Below are 17,995 nucleotides of genomic sequence, written 5' to 3' on the forward strand. Positions count from 1 at the left end.
TTCCTCCGCAAACGCGGAATGAATGTAAGCCAAAAGAAAACCAAAGTTACCGCCGCGACAGATGGGTTTGATTTCCTCGGCTGGCACTTCAAAGTGCAGAGCAATGGAAAGTTTAGAAGTACCCCCTCAGTGGACAACTTCAAAGCTTTTCGTAAGAAAGTAAAACACATCGTCAACAACTCGAATTATGGTGCTACCACAAAGGCTGAAAAATTAGCCCCGGTAGTTAGAGGCTGGAGAAACTACCATAAGTTCTGCAAGATGGACGGGTCTAGAAACTCGTTATACCACATCCAAAAAAGAACCTACACGGTACTCAATAAGGAAACCAAGCAAAACCGCTACTCTAGCAAGAAATTACTAGACAAAGCATTCCCAGCAGTTTCCTACTCCGAAAATAAATACGTCATGGTTAAAGGAACAAAATCCCCCTATGACGGAGACACAGCCTACTGGAGCGAACGCAAAAGCAAGCTCTACTACGGCGAAACCTCTAAAGCCCTCAAGAAGCAAAACCATAAATGTGCATCCTGCGGTCTGAAGTTCATCGATGAGGAACGGATTCACCTGCATCACATTGATGGAAATCACGCCAACTGGAAGAAAAATAATCTTGAAGCAATTCACGAGAGTTGCCACGACTACAAGCACATGAGCAAAAGCGCAAGCTAAGAACATCGGGAGCCGTGTGCAGTGAAAGCTGCACGCACGGATCTAACAGAGAGGTGCCCCGGATAATACCGGGCATCGACTCTACCAAACCTTAGCTATTGCAAACGGAACTATCTTGGTCCGATACCCAATGCCCAATGCCCACTTAATGAACAGTCTGCGCTAGGGTAGGAATTGAAACTCAATTTGTGATTTCCTGTGCTTCCCTGCAAACGTCCAGCTGTATTTCTAATTTGGGCTGTTCTACTCACTTCCTTAACAGCCTGTGCTAACAGTCCAGTCGCCAAAAACCTAGAGCAATCTTTGGCGGCAGATCCGAAGCTGCAAAGCAATCCAGTTGTCTTTGGAGAATCTCAGGTTAACCAACCACAAGCACAGCAAAACCAATCAACAGTTCAGTTACCAGCTGATTTTCCTAAAGATATTCCCCTATATTCCAATGCCAAACTAGAGGAAGTTACACCTGCTAGCAGTTCAGAAAATAAAATCTCAACTCGTTGGTTGAGTTCTGACCCCAGCAACTTTATTGCTAGCTTTTATCGCAGCCAGTTTCAAACAAATAACTGGCAGATTTTGCAACAGCCAACAGATGATGCAGGAGGCGCTTTTGAGGCACGTCGTAACGATTTGCTGTTGAAGATTTCCATTCAGCCTAAATCAGTTACTAACGCCACACCGAATCAACCCCAAACAGCTACCGAATTACTGATTGATTACGTACCCAATAGTCCTGCAACGGCACAACCTGCCCCAACTACAAATCCTAGCGAAACTACTAACGCCATTTCTCAACCAGGAAATCCCCAGTTCATTGGCCCAATACCACCTGCAAACTTAGCAGCACAGACACCAAGTACGGCTAATAACCAAACAATCCCGACAGTAACACCTGAATCTCAGGTATTCAACGATCTCAATGTTGTACCCCAAGAATGGCGGCAACATATCCAAGACTTGGCTACATTAGGTGTTTTATCTTTAGAGCCAAAGACAACTAAAAGCAACTCTACTATTAGTACTACTAAACAGTTTGAACCCAGTAAAATCGTTACACATCGGGAATATGCCCGTTGGCTAATTGCTGCTAACAATGCTATGTATGCTAGCAATCCAGCTAAACAAATTCGCTTGGCATCAGAAAGTACTCAACCAGCTTTTAGTGATGTATCGGCAAAAGATCCTGATTTTCCAGCAATTCAGGGATTAGCCGAAGCTGGATTAATTCCTAGTCCTTTGTCTGGAGACTCTACAGTAGTTTTGTTTCGTCCTGATGCACCCCTAACGCGGGAACAGTTACTACTGTGGAAATTACCTCTAGATACTCGCCAAGCTTTACCCCCTGCTAACTTAGATGCGGTCAAACAAACCTGGGGCTTCCAAGATGCAGCACGAATTGACCCCAAGGCTTTAAGAGCAGTGTTAGCTGATTACCAAAATAGCGAACAATCGAATATTCGGCGGGTGTTTGGTTATACAACTCTGTTTCAACCCAAAAAACCAGTAACCCGTACTGAGGCTGCTACGGCTTTGTGGTACTTCGGCACTCAGGGTGAGGGTGTATCGGCTGCTGAGGCTGTGAAGTTAAAGAGAGGTTAAAAAGCAGTTAGTTTAACCTGAACATAAAAGTGAGTATTTACAACGTTTTAGGTAGTAAATTTTGCTATTTCTTTGCACAATCACGATTTTTGATGAAGAAAATGTAAATCTAAGTATTTTCAGCGTTTTTATCTGTAATTGATGAATTTTTTATGCATATTTTAAGTATAATAACGCGGAATAGCTCAATGAAACCAATTCGCAATTCGCAATGACGCTCGTTCGCTCTTAGCGTCTCCCCTTGGGAGAAGACTCGCTAACGCAATTCGCAATTGAATCAAGACAGACACAACGGGAAGAGGGGTTTCAACAACCCTTGGGATACAAGGACTGTTTCGCCCATAAGGGGCGAGGTTTTAAACCTTCACTTTTTTCATAAAGGTACTTAGTTTTGAATTGGGGATTAAGAAGTAACTCAAAGGACAATTTGTCAGACGATCGCCCTTTCATCACTTTTAAACAGACTAAAAAATACCACAGGTCAAACAAATATGAAAAAACAAGCTGTCGCAGTCGGATTTGTTCTATTTTCTTTCATGTTACCCACCAAAGCCTCGGCTGCGAGTTTCGATCAGCTTTTTGTATTTGGCGATAGTCTTTCTGATACAGGCAATATATACAATGTTACCAATGCTATAGGTAATCCATATCCTCCAAGCCCGCCTTACTTTCAAGGACGTTTTTCCAATGGGCCAATCTGGGTGGATTATCTTGGAGATCAATTAGGATTAAAGCCCACTTTATTGACTGATATTATAAAAAATTTCACTACTATTCCTCCCACACCAGTTCCTACCCAAGGGATAAACTTCGCTTACGGTGGTGCTAGCACTGGTTTAGATAACGCTGTCTTTCCCAATCAAGGTTTACCGGGAGTCCTCAAACAAGTCTCTGATTTTGCTGGAATTCTGCAAGCGAATCATCAAACAGCCGATCCCAATGCACTTTATACATTATGGGCAGGCGCGAATGATTTACTTTTTGCTAATCCTGAAGACTCGGCTACGCCAGTCAGTAATGTATCTCAGGCGTTGAATACTCTGGCAGCAATCGGCGCAAAAAATATTTTGGTATTTAACTTGCCAGATTTAGGAAAGGTACCAGGGGCTAAAACTGATGGTCGCAACCCTACAACCCTTAGTAATTCGTCTGCTCAGTTTAACTTAGGTTTAGCACAAACTGTAAGCACTTTGAGTCAAAACCCTAATCTCAACATTACTTATATTGATACTAATTCTTTATTTAATCAGGCAAGCACATTCGGTTTTACAAATGTAACCGAGTCTTGTCTATCTAGGTTAGATATATGTGATCCAGCTAATAACAACTTTCTCTTCTGGGACGATTTCCACCCAACAACGGCTGCTCAGAAGGTGATAGCAGATGTTGCACTGGCGGCGATTGATGCTAAGTCTGTCCCTGAACCTTCGGTCAACTTGGGGATTTTAGCACTTGGTGTTTTTGGTGCTATAGGGGTGCTGAAGCGTCAACAAAAAAGGTCAGCACTTGTATCAGCAGGTCGGGTTGTTGATGCACAATTGTCTCATACAACACTTGAAAATTAAACTAAAGGAAGTTGCTGGGTTAGCCTGACTAGTAATAGCTATCAATATTAAATCTGAACGATCGCGTTGATAGTTAAGCTGTGGCGCATTTAATTTGTACAACTAGGGCGGGCAAGATGCCCACCCCACAAGAGATTTATTTTTTGGAGGATGCAAATTAAAAGATTTTTAGCTTATTAGAACTTACAACTACTGCTGGACGTTTTTTAGTCGTAGTCTGGTCAGTAAAGGGAAACGGGACTAAAACAACATCACCAAATTCATAGTTTGTCATATTCTGCATCATCAGGGTTATCCCAGATTTTGAGCAGAACTGGTTCAGAAAGTTTTGCTGCCGCAAAGGTCAGGCTATGGTCTGTATTTTGCTGATTCAGAGAATCATTAAATTGCGGCAGTAGTGTCATTGTGTTGGAGCTTATTACTTTTTAAGGCTCTAATTGTTTTACCACAAATTACTATATTGTTTATCCTGTAACTCTTTTGGGGTATTGTGTCTTAGAGCAAGGCTGCTATCTGACGGATGGTAATGTTTTAATAGTCATTCCTGTTTTATTCCCTCAACCCTTAGATGTACCCAAATACGTGTATTCAAGAGCATGAAAACCACCGACGCGATCGCCACAGCCCGCACCTTAGTAGTTAGGTTTTATTCCTCAATCAACTCAAAATCAACTCGTTCGTAAAGATCACGCAAGGTCATTTGAAATTCAATAGAATCGAAGACTAAATTTGCCTCTTCACCTTCATATTCTTTAAAAATCCATTGACCTTCTGCTTGTTTAGTAAATTGTTCCACAGCAAAACTATACTGGTCAATCATAATATATTCCTGAAAACCAGGAATTGAACGATAATATTTAAACTTATCTGTTTTATCATAATTTTTAGTTGAATTTGATAAGACTTCAACAATCAATAAAGGATTAGTGATAATTGTTTTACCTGTTCCCTCGTAAATAGGCTTACCTTTGATGACCATAACATCAGGATAAGTATTAATGCGATAACGAGGTATTGCTAATTTCACATCGCCTATATATATGTCATAATTTTGACCTTGCACTGTCAGGGGAAATTTTCTACAAAAATTAAGTGCAATTTTATTGTGGTTAGTTGTTCCTCCTGTAATGGGTATAATTTCTCCGTCTCTGTATTCATTTTTATATTCAGCCTTCTCTTCTAATTCCAAATATTCTTCTGGAGTGTAGTAGCGCTTTTCTGTTTGTAAAACCATATTAATTAACTCACGAAATGGGGGAATGGTTCTGTTATCAATAGCGTAACGTACCCTAAAGATAGTGAAAATAAATATTTTTGTTATACAAATACGGTTGCAGACAATGTAACAATAGCGATCGCAAGCAAATACTTTTAGTCATACCCACCAGTGAACGCCCCTACCAATATCTCTGTACAAACTCAGAATCGCAAAGCCGATCACATTCGGATCTGTTTAGAGGAAGATGTTCAGTCTCATCAAATCACCAATGGACTGGAACGTTATCGCTTTACTCATTCTTGCTTACCCGAACTAAACCACAACGATATTGATATTAGTACAACTTTCTTAGGAAAACACCTTGGCGCACCCTTGTTAATTTCTTCCATGACTGGCGGAACAGAACAAGCTGCAATCATTAACCAACGTTTGGCCAAAGTCGCGCAAGATTACAAAATTGCAATGGGTGTCGGTTCCCAACGAGTCGCGGTAGAAAAACCCCAGGTGGCTGATACTTTTGCTGTCCGCAAGTATGCGCCCGATGTTCTGCTATTTGCGAACTTGGGCGCTGTGCAACTTAACTACAAGTACGGACTAGATGAATGTTTGCGGGTAATTGATATTCTAGAGGCTGATGCACTGATTTTACACATTAACCCTCTACAAGAATGCATTCAACCCCAAGGTGATACTAATTTTCGGGGTTTGCTTGACAAGATTTCTAAATTATGCAGCAAGCTACCAGTGCCAGTGATTGCAAAAGAAGTTGGTAACGGCATTTCCGCAGCGATCGCACAGAAACTAATCGCCGCCGGAGTAGCAGCAATTGATGTCGCTGGTGCGGGGGGTACTTCTTGGGCAAAAGTAGAAAGCGAACGGGCAGAAAGTCCCTTACAACGTCGCTTAGGGATGACATTTGCCGATTGGGGTTTACCAACAGCAGAGTGTATTACAGCTATTAGAGCGATGTCTACGACGGGCTACGCCTACGCACCAGATGTGCCTTTAATTGCCTCAGGAGGTTTGCGGCATGGATTGGATGTTGCAACCGCGATCGCCTTGGGAGCCGATATCGCTGGTTTAGCAATGCCTTTTCTGCAAGCAGCAGCAACATCAGAGACAGCAGTAGCCGAACTTGCTGAAGTATTAATCGCCGAAATTACCACAGTCTTATTTTGCACTGGCAACACTACCTTGTATCAGTTAAGGCACTCTGGTAGTTTACAGCGCATAGAATAAGTAAATGGGGCATTAGTCATTAGTCCTTTGTCCTTTGTCATTTGTAAATGACCAATGCTCAATGCCCCTCAAGAGTGCTGAGTAAAGAGTGCTGAGTGCTGAGTGGAGAATCTCATTTCTTTACTCAGGACTGGGAACGGGCTAAACGCCCCGCTACCGCTAACGGAACTCGGAACTGTTTTGCCCCATGCCCAATCCCCAATCCCCAATCCCCAATAATAACTAATGCGTAATTTTATCAAACAAACTTTTGCTAGTGTAGTTGGCACTTTACTAGGACTAATTATTTTCGGTGGTTTAGGAACCACTGGACTTTTCTTGCTGATATTGGCTGCTAGTTCCTCTAAAGATACTGGGCCAAATGTGAAAGATAAGTCAGTGCTAGTTTTTGACTTGTCAATGAAAATTACTGATAGCGAACCTAGTTCAAGTGAACTGTTTCAAAACACGATATCAGGTGTAGAGGACGATAGAATTGCACTCCGCAAAGTTTTGGAAACTTTGGAAAAGGCGCGGCGCGATCCGCGAATTGTCGGGATCTATCTGGATGCAACGAACGCAAGCCAAGGTGGTAACGTCGGCTATGCCTCCCTGAAAGAAATTCGGAAAGCCCTGGAGGAATTTCGCGCTGCGGGGAAAAAGGTTGTGGCCTATGGCAGTGATTGGAGTGAAAAGGAATATTACGTTAGTTCAGTGGCGGATTCGATCATACTTAATCCTCTGGGAATGATGGAAGTCAACGGTTTGAGTTCACAACCAATGTTCTTAGCTGGAGCGTTGCAAAAGTATGGTATCGGTGTTCAAGTCGTGCGGGTAGGGAAATTTAAAGGAGCCGTTGAGCCGTTTATCCTCAAGAAGTTGAGTCCAGAAAACCGCGAACAAACTCAGAAATTGTTGGATGATGTTTGGGGAGAGTGGCGCACTGCTGTAGGCGCAAGTCGAAAAATTGAACCTAACCAGTTACAGGCGATCGCAGATAATCAGGCGCTACTAGAAGCCACACAAGCCAAAACTAGCGGTTTAGTCGATCTAGTACAATACCCCGATGAAGTGGTAGCAGACCTGAAAAAGTTGACAGATAGCGATAAAGATGACAAAACATTCCGACAAATTAGCCTAAATAGCTACGCACAAGTTTCCGGCAAATCTTTGGGTGTAGAACGTAGCTCCAAAAATCAAATAGCCGTGGTTTATGCTGAGGGTGAAATTGTCGATGGTAAAGGCGATGATGGGCAAGTTGGAGGCGATCGCTTTGCTAAAATCTTCAACAAACTACGACAAGATAAGGATGTGAAGGCTGTTGTCTTACGAATTAACAGTCCTGGTGGTAGTGCTACCGCAGCCGAAGTCATGCAGCGAGAAGTGAAATTAACTCGTGAGGTCAAACCAGTTGTAGTATCAATGGGCGATGTCGCCGCCTCTGGTGGTTATTGGATTGCTAGCGACTCAAATCGCATTTTTGCAGAACCAAATACCATTACGGGTTCCATAGGGGTGTTTGGGATGCTATTTAATGGGCAAAAGCTGGCTAATGATAATGGCATTACTTGGGATTCAGTGAAAACCGGACGTTATGCTGATAGTCAAACAGTTTCGCGTCCGAAATCGCCTCAAGAGTTGGAACTTTATCAGCGCAGTGTTAACCGGATTTATAGTATGTTTCTGAATAAAGTTTCTCAAGGTCGCAAACTGCCAGAACAAAAAGTAGCAGAAATTGCCCAAGGACGGGTTTGGTCGGGTGAGGCGGCCAAAGAAATTGGTTTAGTGGATGAAATTGGTGGTTTGAATACTGCGATCGCATACACTGCCAAGCAGGCGAAACTAGGAGAAGACTGGGAAGTGCAAGAGTATCCTCGCACTAGCAGTTTTGGAGAACGCTTTTTTGGGCGTGCAACAGAAGACGCGCGGACTGCTTTAGGGATTGAGTCGGCGAAACTCAAATCAGCCAATCCCATCACCACTGAATTCCAAAAATTACAACAGGAAATAGAGACTCTGCAAAAGATGAACGATCCCCAAGGAATTTACGCCCGCTTGCCTTTCAACTTAAAGATTGATTAGATGCTTTGTCTTCATAGAAGAGTCGCCCAGGAGCCTACACTGACTGAGTACAGTACAGTGTAGGAGCAGTCACAGAACAATAAGCTACCAGAAGAGGAACGTTTTATGATAGTTGTGCATCATCTTAACAACTCGCGATCGCAGCGTGTGCTATGGCTGCTCGAAGAATTAGGTATCGAATACGAGATCAAGTTCTATGAACGCGATGCAAAGACGATGCTGGCACCAGAATCGCTGCGCCAAGTTCATCCCCTCGGCAAGTCACCAGTGATTACAGATGCAGACTCGACGATTGCTGAATCGGGGGCGATCGTCGAATACCTAATCGATCGCTACGGTAATGGTCGGCTAGTCCCAGCATCGGGTACGCCGGAGTATCTGCGCTACAAGTATTGGCTACATTACGCCGAAGGCTCGGCAATGCCCCTGCTAGTGATGCAGTTGGTATTGAACAATTTCGGGGCAGGAGACAGCAGTGTGGTTAGCGGATTCGTCGCACCCCAGATAAAACTTCACTTTGACTATATAGAAAGCGAACTTCGTAAAAATACGTGGTTTGCGGGTGAAGAATTTACCGCCGCCGATATCCAAATGAGTTTTCCTTTGGAAGTAATCGCTATGCAGCCCAAAGAAGTTGAGAGCCGGCCAAAGCTGAAAGAATTTATCGATCGCATTCAGACGCGACCTGCTTACAAACGTGCCCTTGAGCGTGGAGGTAAATACGACTTCTCCTCTCAATAATTTGGGAAAATAACAACAAGGGTAGAGTATTCTGAATTCTGAATTCTGAATTCTGAATTCTGACTCCTGTTTTATAATAAGTTACAAGCACGTTGTAACGCTTGCTGAAGTAGCATTTGATATTCTTTATCCTCAACCCGATAAGCACCAAATCTTTCCAAATGGGGATTCATCATTTGGGCATCAAAAAACACAAATTTCCTCTGACGCAATCTTTCTACCAACTTCACCATCGCCACCTTTGAACCTTCAGGAATGCGGTAGAACATCGACTCACCAATGAAAGCGCCACCAATGACAATCCCTAAAATTCCCCCGGCTAGTTCGTCACCCTGCCAAGTTTCAAAACTATAAGCATAACCATTCTGGTAAAGTAGCGAATAAATCTCTCGTAATTCCGGTGAAATCCAAGTTGTCTCTCTGTCAGCACAGCCAGCCACCACAGCTTGAAAATCCCGATTAATATCCACGGTAAACCGTTCTTGATTGATAACGCGCTGCAAAGACTTAGGGTAGCGAAACCGTTCATCCAAAGGAATAAAAGTCCGATCGCGACTTCCGTACCAACTCAGGCGATCGCGCTCATCAGCCATGAGAAAATAGCCTTGTGCATAGCCCTCAACAATAGCGGCGATATCATATTGCATATATCATATTGCATAAATAAATATAAAAAAACACTCTTAGAAACGCAATTTGATGCTAACAGTCAACCTCTGCGTTTCCCTCCGCGTCCCTCTGCGTTAAAAAAAATGACTCAACCAATCCCACCCATTACCCTACCACCGCCCGAAAACCCCCTACTCGAAGGTGAATGGTTACGAGAACGCTTACAACGGTGGCTAGATACAGAATTTATCCCCGAAGCAGTCAACCAAAATATTGCCCAACGAGCCGCACAGATTTTTGTGCGTCAACGGATGGAAGGAGAAAACGACCTTGGTTCTCTGGTAATTGCCATTGTCACAGAGATGCAGTCCTATGATTTTTCTAATAGCTTCTACGGAGAGTTTGCGATCGCCAACGCCGTCAGCGATCTACTCTTAGAAAGTCTGGGAATTGATAAGTGTTGTGGCCAATAACAGCTAGGAGTTAGGAGTTAGAAGTTAGGAGTTAGGTTTGTCTCAATTAATAACTCATCACTCATAACTCATCACTCATAACTTTTTACCAACTAGACTTAACAACTCCAGGCAAAAGACCTTCATGTGCCCATTCCCGTAGCACGTTCCGAGACAACCCAAAATCGCGGTAAACACCTCTAGAACGACCAGTCAACCAGCAACGGTTGCGGTGGCGAGTGGGCGCACTATTCCGGGGTAGCTGTTGAATCTTCCGGTGGATTTCTAGCTTCTCCAGAGGAGATGCTGCACTTCTGAACTCTTCCAAAAGAGCTTCCCGCTTGTCAGCATACTTTTCTATCAACCTAGTGCGCTTTTTTTCGCGCTCAATCAAGCTCTTTTTCGCCATAAATTCTCTAACTTAATTTAAAGACACCGTTTTCCATTCTACAGTCTCTCCATCAATTCTGGGGTTACACCCGTCGCTTATCCTACAACCACTGGCTGATTCGCAGCAGGACATAAATCAGCAAGCTCACAAGCAACGCAGACGGGAGAGCGGGCTTTACAAATAGCACGACCGTGATAAATCAGCCGAATTGACCAATTTTCCCAATCAGGCTGAGGCAATAAACCCATTAAATCTTGCTCAATCCGAACGGGGTCTGTATGTTCAGTTAAACCCAAACGATGGCTGAGGCGCTTGACGTGAGTATCTACTGTCACGCCGGCATTAATACCATAAGCATGAGCCAAGACTACATTTGCTGTCTTCCGCGCCACACCTGGAAGCTTTAACAACTGTTCCATTTGATTAGGGACAACAGAGTTAAACTCGGTGACAATCATTCGACAGGCGGCTTGAATGTTTTTAGCTTTATTATGATAAAACCCTGTGGAACGCACCAAACTTTCTAATTCTACCAAGTCAGCGATCGCCAAACTTTCAGCATCAGGAAACTTACCAAATAAAGCTGGTGTCACCTTATTTACCCGCTCATCAGTACACTGAGCCGAGAGAATCGTTGCCACCAACAATTGTACTGGCGTTGAGTAGGTCAAAGAGCAAGTAGCATCTGGATAAAGACGCTTCAGACGAGCTAAAATTTCTAGCGATCGCTTCTTTAAAGGTAAAAGTTTCTTTTCCCTACTCCCCACTCCCTACTCCCCACTCCCTATTTTTACTGGAACAATTTTTGTACCCACTCCAATTGACTAGTTAATTGGGTAGTTTCTTTGACAATCAGAAAAATTCCTAAGCCTAAGAGTAACACCAAACCGGTTTGCATTACACCTTCTTGAATCCGGGCAGGTACAGGCTTACCGCGCAAACCTTCAATCAGCAGAAAAGCCAGTTGTCCGCCATCCAAAGCAGGTAAAGGCAAAATATTGATAATAGCCAAGTTAATGCTGATAATTGCCGCAAAAGACAACAGGTTTGCACTATTATCCTCAGCTAATTTCGCACCTATTTTGACAATATTAACTGGCCCAGAAACTTGTCCAGCCGTTTGTTGGAAATTGGTAATTAACTGACCAAAACCGCTCAGTGTCCCAACAAATAATTGTTGAAATCTATTAGCAGCAATGCCGAAAATTTCAAAAGGGCTATTAGGGCGGCGATAAATTGCCGTAGCATTTGGACTAAGTGCCACACCAACTACACCTTTGCCATCGGCTCCCAGTTTTGGCGTTAATTTCAGGGTTTGTTGTTGTTTCTCACGCAGAATTTTCAGTTCGATTTGCTGATTGGGATGAGTTTGAATTTCTTTAGTCAGCAAAGGAGTTGATTTATCAGAAGCCGGGAGTTCTTGACCGTTAACAGCCAGAATAATATCTCCTTCCCGAATTCCTGCTTGATAGGCAACAGATTCTTGATTAACAGGCTGTACAAAGACACCAGCTTGATAGGTTAATTCTTTGGGAATGCCGACAATACCCAATTGCAGAACCAACACCAAGTAAGCAAATATTAAATTGGCAATTACTCCGGCACTGATAACTATCGCCCGGTCTAAAACTGGACGGTTACGCAGCAGATTTGGGTCATTGGGTGGAACATCGCTATCGGGGTCATCATCGGGAAAGCCCACAAAGCCGCCTAAAGGAAAAGCGCGGATAGCATATTCGGTTTGTGAACCTTGGTACTTCAAAAGAACTGGGCCAAAACCCAAAGAAAAACGGTTAACGAGAATGCCTTGAGAACGTGCTGCAACAAAATGTCCCAACTCGTGTACCAAGATCAAAACAGCCAAGACTGCGATCGCTGCTAAAACTGACATAGAGTAAATTGTGAAGATATTAAGCTATAGTTATCTCCATTCTAATTGGGCATTGGGCATTGGGGAGGCAGTGCGGTCTTGGGGTCTCCCCAAGTGGAGCAACTGCCGTCATGGGGCATTGGTAAAAGACTAATGACAAATTATAAAACTTCACGTCCCAAGTAAGGTTGCAATACTTCTGGTATCTTCACCGTCCCATCAGGTTGTTGATAATTTTCCAAAATTGCTGCCATCGTCCTTCCTACCGCCAAACCCGAACCATTCAGAGTATGTACAAACTGAGTTCCTTTCTTCCCCGCCTCTTTGAAGCGAATATCAGCCCGTCGCGCCTGGAAATCTATAGTATTGGAACAGCTAGAAATTTCGCGGTATTTGCCAGAAGAGGGCAACCAAACCTCTAAATCATAAGTTTTGGTAGAGGCAAATCCCAAATCCCCAGTACTTAAATTTACTACTCTGTAAGGCAACTTCAACGCCTGTAAAATTGCTTCTGCATTCCCCACCAATTTCTCCAGTTCATCAAAAGACGTACTGGGTTCGACAAATTTCACCATTTCCACCTTGTTAAACTGATGCAGGCGAATTAATCCCCGCATATCCCGCCCATAACTACCAGCTTCGCGGCGAAAACAGGGAGTAAAAGCACAGTGGTAAATAGGCAAATCTTCAGCAGCGAGAATTTCACCCCGATAGAGATTTGTAACTGGAACTTCCGCCGTCGGAATCAGCCACAAATCATCATCGGCGCATTTAAAACTTTCTTCAGCAAACTTGGGTAACTGACCGGTCGCCGTCAAAGACTCAGTATTCACTAACAACGGCGGACTGACTTCCACATACCCAGCTTGAGTATGAAGAGTCAGCATAAATTGAATTAATGCCCTCTCCAATGCCGCACCAGCGCCTATCAATGTCACAAAGCGACTTTGGGCAACTTTTACAGCTCGTTCGACATTGAGAATACCCAGCTTTTCGCCAATTTCCCAGTGAGGGAGAATATTCGCATTTTGGGGAATGTACTCATCACCCCAACGCCGCACTTCTACATTATCTTCCTCATTCTTACCAAGGGGTGTAGAGTCGCTTGGCAAGTTGGGAAGTGCCAACAAAAGTTGGTTAATTTCAGCTTTGAGTTCTTTTTCTTGGGGTTCCAGTTGGCTCAACGTCACTTTGACAGAGTTACCTTCATCCCGCAAAGTTTGAATTTCTGGGTCTTGAGGATTAATCCCAGATTTAATCTTCTGCCCGACAATTTTACCAATTTCGTTGCTCCGGGCTTGGAGTTGACTACGCGTCCCTTCAAGTTCCCGTTGTTGCCGATCTAACAGTAATATCGGTTCAATGTCGTATTTACCACTACGACTATTCAATCTTTCTTGAACGAATTGCGGATTTTCCCGTATTTGCTTGATATCCAGCACAGATTTTTCTCAGTTTTTAGCCTATTATCTTTTTGTCAATACAGTTAACACATAAGCATCCAGCATATAGTAATTTCGGTTTGCTGTGACTGGGAAAACAAAGTTTTTTAGAAAAATCAGTCTTAACCTAAACCTCGTCCATGTTGAAACCTGGAGTTTTGAATTATTCTGTTGTGTCATTGCGACGTTCGCTCTTAGCGTTCCCGCAGGGTAGGAAGCAATCGCAAAATTTTGGTAAAAAACTACAGTTCTCAAGTTAGACGAGGTTTATTATCAAAATTTTACCCTAGCATCATTGCCAGGGCTACGAAAGTAGATAATGCATTTAACCAATTATGGACTGGTATTTGAAGTCACTGTCGTTTCAGCAACCTGAGCCAGAATTTGACCATTGCCATTAGCGTTTTCAGTTGCCGCAAATGTCTTTTGAGTGATATTCGGTGGTTCCTTCTCGTCTCTATTTTGCCCAGGTGAAGGTAGCCAGTACGCAAGTACACTTGATAAACCACCCCAGTAAAGCGCAATATTCTTCTCATCCCCTGGTGAAGCAAGTTTGAAAATGCACAGTCCCAGTACGATGCTACTAAAGAAAACCTGTACGCCAAATCTCCAAGCTTCTTGATTAAATTTCTGTCCTGGTTGATTTTTCATAGTGTAAGACTTCCAAAAAAGATGTTTATCATCCCTGTGCCACTTTTTAGCAGGATGTTTTTTTCAAATAATCTATAGTTGTCTTCACACCTTGGGCTATATTTTACGGAAAAGTAGAATAGGATTACGCAATTAATTTGCTAAATAAAAAAAGATAGGGGAAAATTATTTACTCTCCCCGACTCCCCACTTGTAAGCTGTTGTGCCTGCAAATTGCATCACAAGCATGATTGCAAAACCTGTAAATCCTCTCCCTTGCACCCTGCTCCCCTGCCGCCTCAATGTGCAAACTATAATCACAACAGCTTATTAAGGACGGTTAATGCGATTGAGTAACCAAAGTGACGCCACAAGCCCTGCAAAGTGCGCTGAGACGGTGTTGGTGTTTGCCTGTACCACAAGCATATCTAGACCGCTAATAATTCGGGTAGGGTCAAAAAATTGGGTAGTTATCGCTTGCGGAGAGATGGATCTTGCTACCAGTGTGCCAACGATCGCTTGCGCCCCCAATAGAGTCACCAGCGTTCCTCCTAAATTCACCCACAGCCCTAAGCGTAATACTTGCACAGTCTCACTTTTGCGAGGGCGGTTGCTGGGATTGGAGGATTCTAATTGCTTGCCAATTCTAGTGTAACGGTAAGCTAAATAAATGCCTCCACCCAAAACAACCAGTCCACAAATTGCTAAAAATACACCAAAGCCAGTCCCAGGATTATTACTAGGACTGCCAGTTTTTTGATTAAAGACGGCGAACAGCAGCACTATTATGCTAGAAACAACGCCTAGCACTAGCTGAATCCAGAAGCTAATCCAACCTGTAAGGCGAAAAGTTTGGGCAATTGCCCGGAGAGTTGAGGAAGATGATGGGGCATCGGGAGTTTGTGACATAGTACCAATGTGCTGCGCTTGATTAAGGGACAAGGGGAAACGGTGACGTGGGGACATAGAGAATTCTTTCCTCGTGTCCCCGCTTTTCCCCATCTTCTTTCTGACTTTTCACGGTATTTAGAAAACCTCACTTCTATTTCTCTCTCCTTAAAGGAGAGAGACTTTGAATTTTCCCCCCTTCCCGCAACGAGTTGGGGTTAGGTTTTCGTGGGGTTTTCCACATAACTTGAAAAGTCAGGTTTTTCCCCCGCCTTTGAGTCTTCTTTAGATAAATTTACTATCACACTTGCCACAAGAGACAAGAGATTATCTTGTCGAGGAAAGCAGCAATGGTTGCTACTTAAGTGTTTTCACTAGCGTAGCAGCTTTAACCCAGACAAATCCCTTAGCGTAAGCTTTAATAATCCGCATTGGGAAAATTACTGTAAAACAAAGTGTTTATTAACATTTACAGACAAAATAGCATTTTACCTGTAAAATTTCTTCGATGGCATTTTATTGCTTAAGCGGTTCTAACCACTTTGGCATCACTTCACACCTAGATAGTGACTTCGCCACTGTCTGTTCGCTCCTCAACACACTGTATCGAGCTTAGGTAGGGATACATTATTTTGTACCCCTAAAACTCGCAAACTCTTCCCACAACTTCACAGACGTGGGTGATTATTTGGTGTTTACGCAATGGATATCTAGTCTAAGTAGCTTTATATGTATTACTCACTTAGCAGTAGCACTGTATACTGACTACAATCCTTGTAGACCTTACCCTAAGGCATTTCTTTAGCCATTCACTAACCATGAAACTTGAGGATATATATCATTTTTTTGAGAATCCTCCGCCAACTTACCTTTGTCAGGAACTTGCAGTTTGTTACATACTGTCTGTTTTATTACAAGGGGAATCCTACGGAACCGAGTTGATCGAGCAATTAGAAACTGAGTATCCCATCTATCGGCTTTCAGATACCGTACTTTATAGTGCAATTAAATTTCTGGAAGACCAAAGGGCAATCACTGGATATTGGAAGAAACTCGAAGGACGGGGACGCCCCAGGCGGATGTACCAAGTTTCTCCCGAATGGCAAGTTCAAGCTCAGGATTTAGCTTTTCTTTGGCAACACTACATTAACGGGAGGACAAAGTAATAGGATTTTAGATTTTAGATTTTAGATTTTGGAAGAGTCGCTGGTAATCGCTTTTTGGCGCTCAGTTTGTCGTAATCATTGTTCAAATTGGTATAACGAATAATTGATAATGAATAAGTCTCCTCCAGTCAAACATTAACAATTCGTTATGGATACTGCTATTCTGCCATCTACGTTCCTGCTAACCTTGTTGTTATCGGTTGGGCTGTTTTTCTTTATTCGCGCCTCGACTAAAGACCGCACAGAAATAGCGCGACTGGTATCTGAGCAAGACGAAGCTGCTTTGATGTCTCAATTAAAAGAGTATTTTCGATCGCGGTCTTACCGAGTGGCAGCGGTAGACCGAGAACAAAACCAAGTGACTTTTGAAGGTTTTGTTCGCCCCAGTTGGTTCTTAGCTATATTCCTAACTTTACTCGCAGCTACCGGGATTATTTGTCTATCTTTGGTTGTATACCTGCTTTTTCCTCGCCTGAGTACCGTTGTTCTGGCTATGGTTCTGCTGTCGCCCTTAAGTGGTCTATTTTATTGGAAAAAGTCTGGAAGACTTGAGAAGGTGTCGCTCAAAGTAGAAACAACTCAGAGCGAACAAACCTCCTCAAGTAGGATCACCGTAGTTGCCCATCGAGATGAACTCAGTGAGTTGCAGAGGACTCTACAGCTAAAGCCTGGGAAATAATTGTTGATTTTCGTGACCATCTTTTAACTATGATATGCAGACTTCTGACCTGACCTACTCTTTCGGCAATGGAAAGTAGGAAGGAGGAAATCAAGACCAATGCTTTGTCAGTTTTCCCCACGACTTGTGTCGTGGGGAAAAAATTTAAATTCATTAACTTAAATTCATTGACAGAGCTTTCTCAATATCTACGGCATAAGAGCGCAACTTCACTAGCACTTTTAAACGCGCCTGGCTCTATACCTACTCCCTTCTGCATCATCAAAATAGTATCAACCCATGCAATCTAGCGTGGTTTGAGACAGGTTTACTTTCCAACTACCTGGACTAGATTTACTGGCAAATCAGCTACAAACTAAAAAAAAATTAAATTTTGCATAAACTTAGCAATTTTGCCAGTTAATGATAGTCAGGAGCCACATTCAATGCCTAAGATGACCATTTATAGGTTCACCTACCAGCTAAAGCAAGAGGTTCCTGACCTGGCGAAGGTTCTAACACCCTCAAACTAGGAAACAAGAAATGGTTTTCCTCTACGTATTGAGCACCAAACAGTCCCTTTTCTGCCCAGAAATAACGATCTGTGGTGTGTTCATTGCGCTTTACGAGTAGCAACGCTGGTGGCAAAATTCCTTCAGCTTGAATGAATCTTCTCGCTGCTGTCACAGGCTTTTCTTCGCCACTTTCGATGCTATATTGAGGCACGTGTTCCAAAATGCGCCGTCCTTCCTGACGACGACGACTCTTCCTTTTGCGTCTCCTTGCCAATCTATTG

The 17,995-nt window shown here is 43.1% G+C and carries 19 protein-coding genes; 9 read left to right on the forward strand and 10 right to left on the reverse strand.

What is annotated here, in order from left to right; translation table 11 throughout:
• The 3 genes from V7K76_RS33580 to V7K76_RS33590 form a co-directional block, all read left to right on the forward strand.
• A partial coding sequence (locus tag V7K76_RS33580) for a group II intron reverse transcriptase (protein ID WP_335030421.1) occupies positions 1-672 on the forward strand: 672 nt, incomplete at its 5' end.
• 198 nt (positions 673-870) lie between these two features.
• Positions 871-2,268, forward strand: a complete 1,398-nt coding sequence (locus V7K76_RS33585; protein WP_334776831.1) for an S-layer homology domain-containing protein — start codon at positions 871-873, stop codon at positions 2,266-2,268.
• Positions 2,269-2,759: 491 nt separating this feature from the next.
• The gene (locus V7K76_RS33590; protein WP_334776833.1) at positions 2,760-3,833 is read left to right on the forward strand and encodes an SGNH/GDSL hydrolase family protein; all 1,074 of its coding nucleotides are present in this window, start codon (positions 2,760-2,762) and stop codon (positions 3,831-3,833) included.
• 260 nt (positions 3,834-4,093) lie between these two features.
• Here the strand turns inward: V7K76_RS33590 and V7K76_RS33595 are convergent, their stop codons facing one another.
• Together V7K76_RS33595 and V7K76_RS33600 are read right to left on the reverse strand one after the other, a co-directional pair.
• Positions 4,094-4,237 carry a hypothetical protein gene (locus V7K76_RS33595; protein WP_334776834.1) on the reverse strand — a complete coding sequence of 48 codons (144 nt, stop codon included), beginning with the start codon at positions 4,235-4,237 and terminating at the stop codon, positions 4,094-4,096.
• A 242-nt stretch (positions 4,238-4,479) separates the two neighbouring features.
• Positions 4,480-5,067: a Uma2 family endonuclease gene (locus V7K76_RS33600; RefSeq protein WP_334776835.1), complete on the reverse strand. Its 588-nt coding sequence runs from the start codon at positions 5,065-5,067 to the stop codon at positions 4,480-4,482.
• A 153-nt stretch (positions 5,068-5,220) separates the two neighbouring features.
• On the opposite strand from V7K76_RS33600, the gene fni reads away from it, so the two are divergent.
• The 3 genes from fni (at position 5,221) to V7K76_RS33615 (ending at position 9,093) form a co-directional block, all read left to right on the forward strand.
• Entirely contained in the window at positions 5,221-6,291 is a 1,071-nt protein-coding gene (fni, locus tag V7K76_RS33605; RefSeq protein ID WP_334776836.1) for a type 2 isopentenyl-diphosphate Delta-isomerase, read from the forward strand.
• A 225-nt stretch (positions 6,292-6,516) separates the two neighbouring features.
• A complete protein-coding gene (gene sppA / locus V7K76_RS33610) occupies positions 6,517-8,352 on the forward strand; it encodes a signal peptide peptidase SppA (protein ID WP_334776838.1) in 1,836 nt (611 codons plus the stop codon).
• 105 nt (positions 8,353-8,457) lie between these two features.
• Complete coding sequence (locus V7K76_RS33615; RefSeq protein WP_334776840.1) at positions 8,458-9,093, forward strand: glutathione S-transferase family protein; 636 nt, start codon at positions 8,458-8,460, stop codon at positions 9,091-9,093.
• A 71-nt stretch (positions 9,094-9,164) separates the two neighbouring features.
• Here V7K76_RS33615 and aat read toward each other — a convergent pair whose 3' ends face one another.
• Complete coding sequence (gene aat / locus V7K76_RS33620; RefSeq protein ID WP_334776841.1) at positions 9,165-9,740, reverse strand: leucyl/phenylalanyl-tRNA--protein transferase; 576 nt, start codon at positions 9,738-9,740, stop codon at positions 9,165-9,167.
• 105 nt (positions 9,741-9,845) lie between these two features.
• On the opposite strand from aat, the gene V7K76_RS33625 reads away from it, so the two are divergent.
• Positions 9,846-10,175 carry a hypothetical protein gene (locus V7K76_RS33625; protein WP_012410384.1) on the forward strand — a complete coding sequence of 110 codons (330 nt, stop codon included), beginning with the start codon at positions 9,846-9,848 and terminating at the stop codon, positions 10,173-10,175.
• 85 nt (positions 10,176-10,260) lie between these two features.
• On the opposite strand, the gene rpsN is transcribed toward V7K76_RS33625, so the two are convergent.
• From rpsN to V7K76_RS33655, 6 genes are all read right to left on the reverse strand, one after another.
• Entirely contained in the window at positions 10,261-10,563 is a 303-nt protein-coding gene (gene rpsN, locus V7K76_RS33630; protein ID WP_334776842.1) for a 30S ribosomal protein S14, read from the reverse strand.
• 77 nt (positions 10,564-10,640) lie between these two features.
• A complete protein-coding gene (gene nth / locus V7K76_RS33635) occupies positions 10,641-11,312 on the reverse strand; it encodes an endonuclease III (RefSeq protein ID WP_334776843.1) in 672 nt (223 codons plus the stop codon).
• Positions 11,313-11,335: 23 nt separating this feature from the next.
• The gene (rseP, locus tag V7K76_RS33640; RefSeq protein WP_334776844.1) at positions 11,336-12,436 is read right to left on the reverse strand and encodes an RIP metalloprotease RseP; all 1,101 of its coding nucleotides are present in this window, start codon (positions 12,434-12,436) and stop codon (positions 11,336-11,338) included.
• Positions 12,437-12,576: 140 nt separating this feature from the next.
• Entirely contained in the window at positions 12,577-13,857 is a 1,281-nt protein-coding gene (gene serS / locus V7K76_RS33645) for a serine--tRNA ligase (RefSeq protein WP_334776845.1), read from the reverse strand.
• A gap of 333 nt (positions 13,858-14,190) precedes the next feature.
• Positions 14,191-14,508 carry a hypothetical protein gene (locus V7K76_RS33650; RefSeq protein ID WP_334776846.1) on the reverse strand — a complete coding sequence of 106 codons (318 nt, stop codon included), beginning with the start codon at positions 14,506-14,508 and terminating at the stop codon, positions 14,191-14,193.
• Positions 14,509-14,817: 309 nt separating this feature from the next.
• Positions 14,818-15,396, reverse strand: a complete 579-nt coding sequence (locus tag V7K76_RS33655; protein ID WP_334711516.1) for a DUF3611 family protein — start codon at positions 15,394-15,396, stop codon at positions 14,818-14,820.
• Between the two features lie 797 nt (positions 15,397-16,193).
• Here V7K76_RS33655 and V7K76_RS33660 point away from each other — a divergent pair.
• The gene (locus tag V7K76_RS33660; RefSeq protein ID WP_334776847.1) at positions 16,194-16,541 is read left to right on the forward strand and encodes a PadR family transcriptional regulator; all 348 of its coding nucleotides are present in this window, start codon (positions 16,194-16,196) and stop codon (positions 16,539-16,541) included.
• A gap of 148 nt (positions 16,542-16,689) precedes the next feature.
• A complete protein-coding gene (locus V7K76_RS33665; RefSeq protein ID WP_334776848.1) occupies positions 16,690-17,220 on the forward strand; it encodes a cofactor assembly of complex C subunit B in 531 nt (176 codons plus the stop codon).
• A gap of 450 nt (positions 17,221-17,670) precedes the next feature.
• On the opposite strand, the gene V7K76_RS33670 is transcribed toward V7K76_RS33665, so the two are convergent.
• Complete coding sequence (locus V7K76_RS33670) at positions 17,671-17,988, reverse strand: DUF3155 domain-containing protein (protein ID WP_099100497.1); 318 nt, start codon at positions 17,986-17,988, stop codon at positions 17,671-17,673.
• Positions 17,989-17,995 lie beyond the last annotated feature (7 nt).

Source organism: Nostoc sp., assembly GCF_036917975.1.
In the GTDB taxonomy this organism is placed as follows: domain Bacteria; phylum Cyanobacteriota; class Cyanobacteriia; order Cyanobacteriales; family Nostocaceae; genus Nostoc.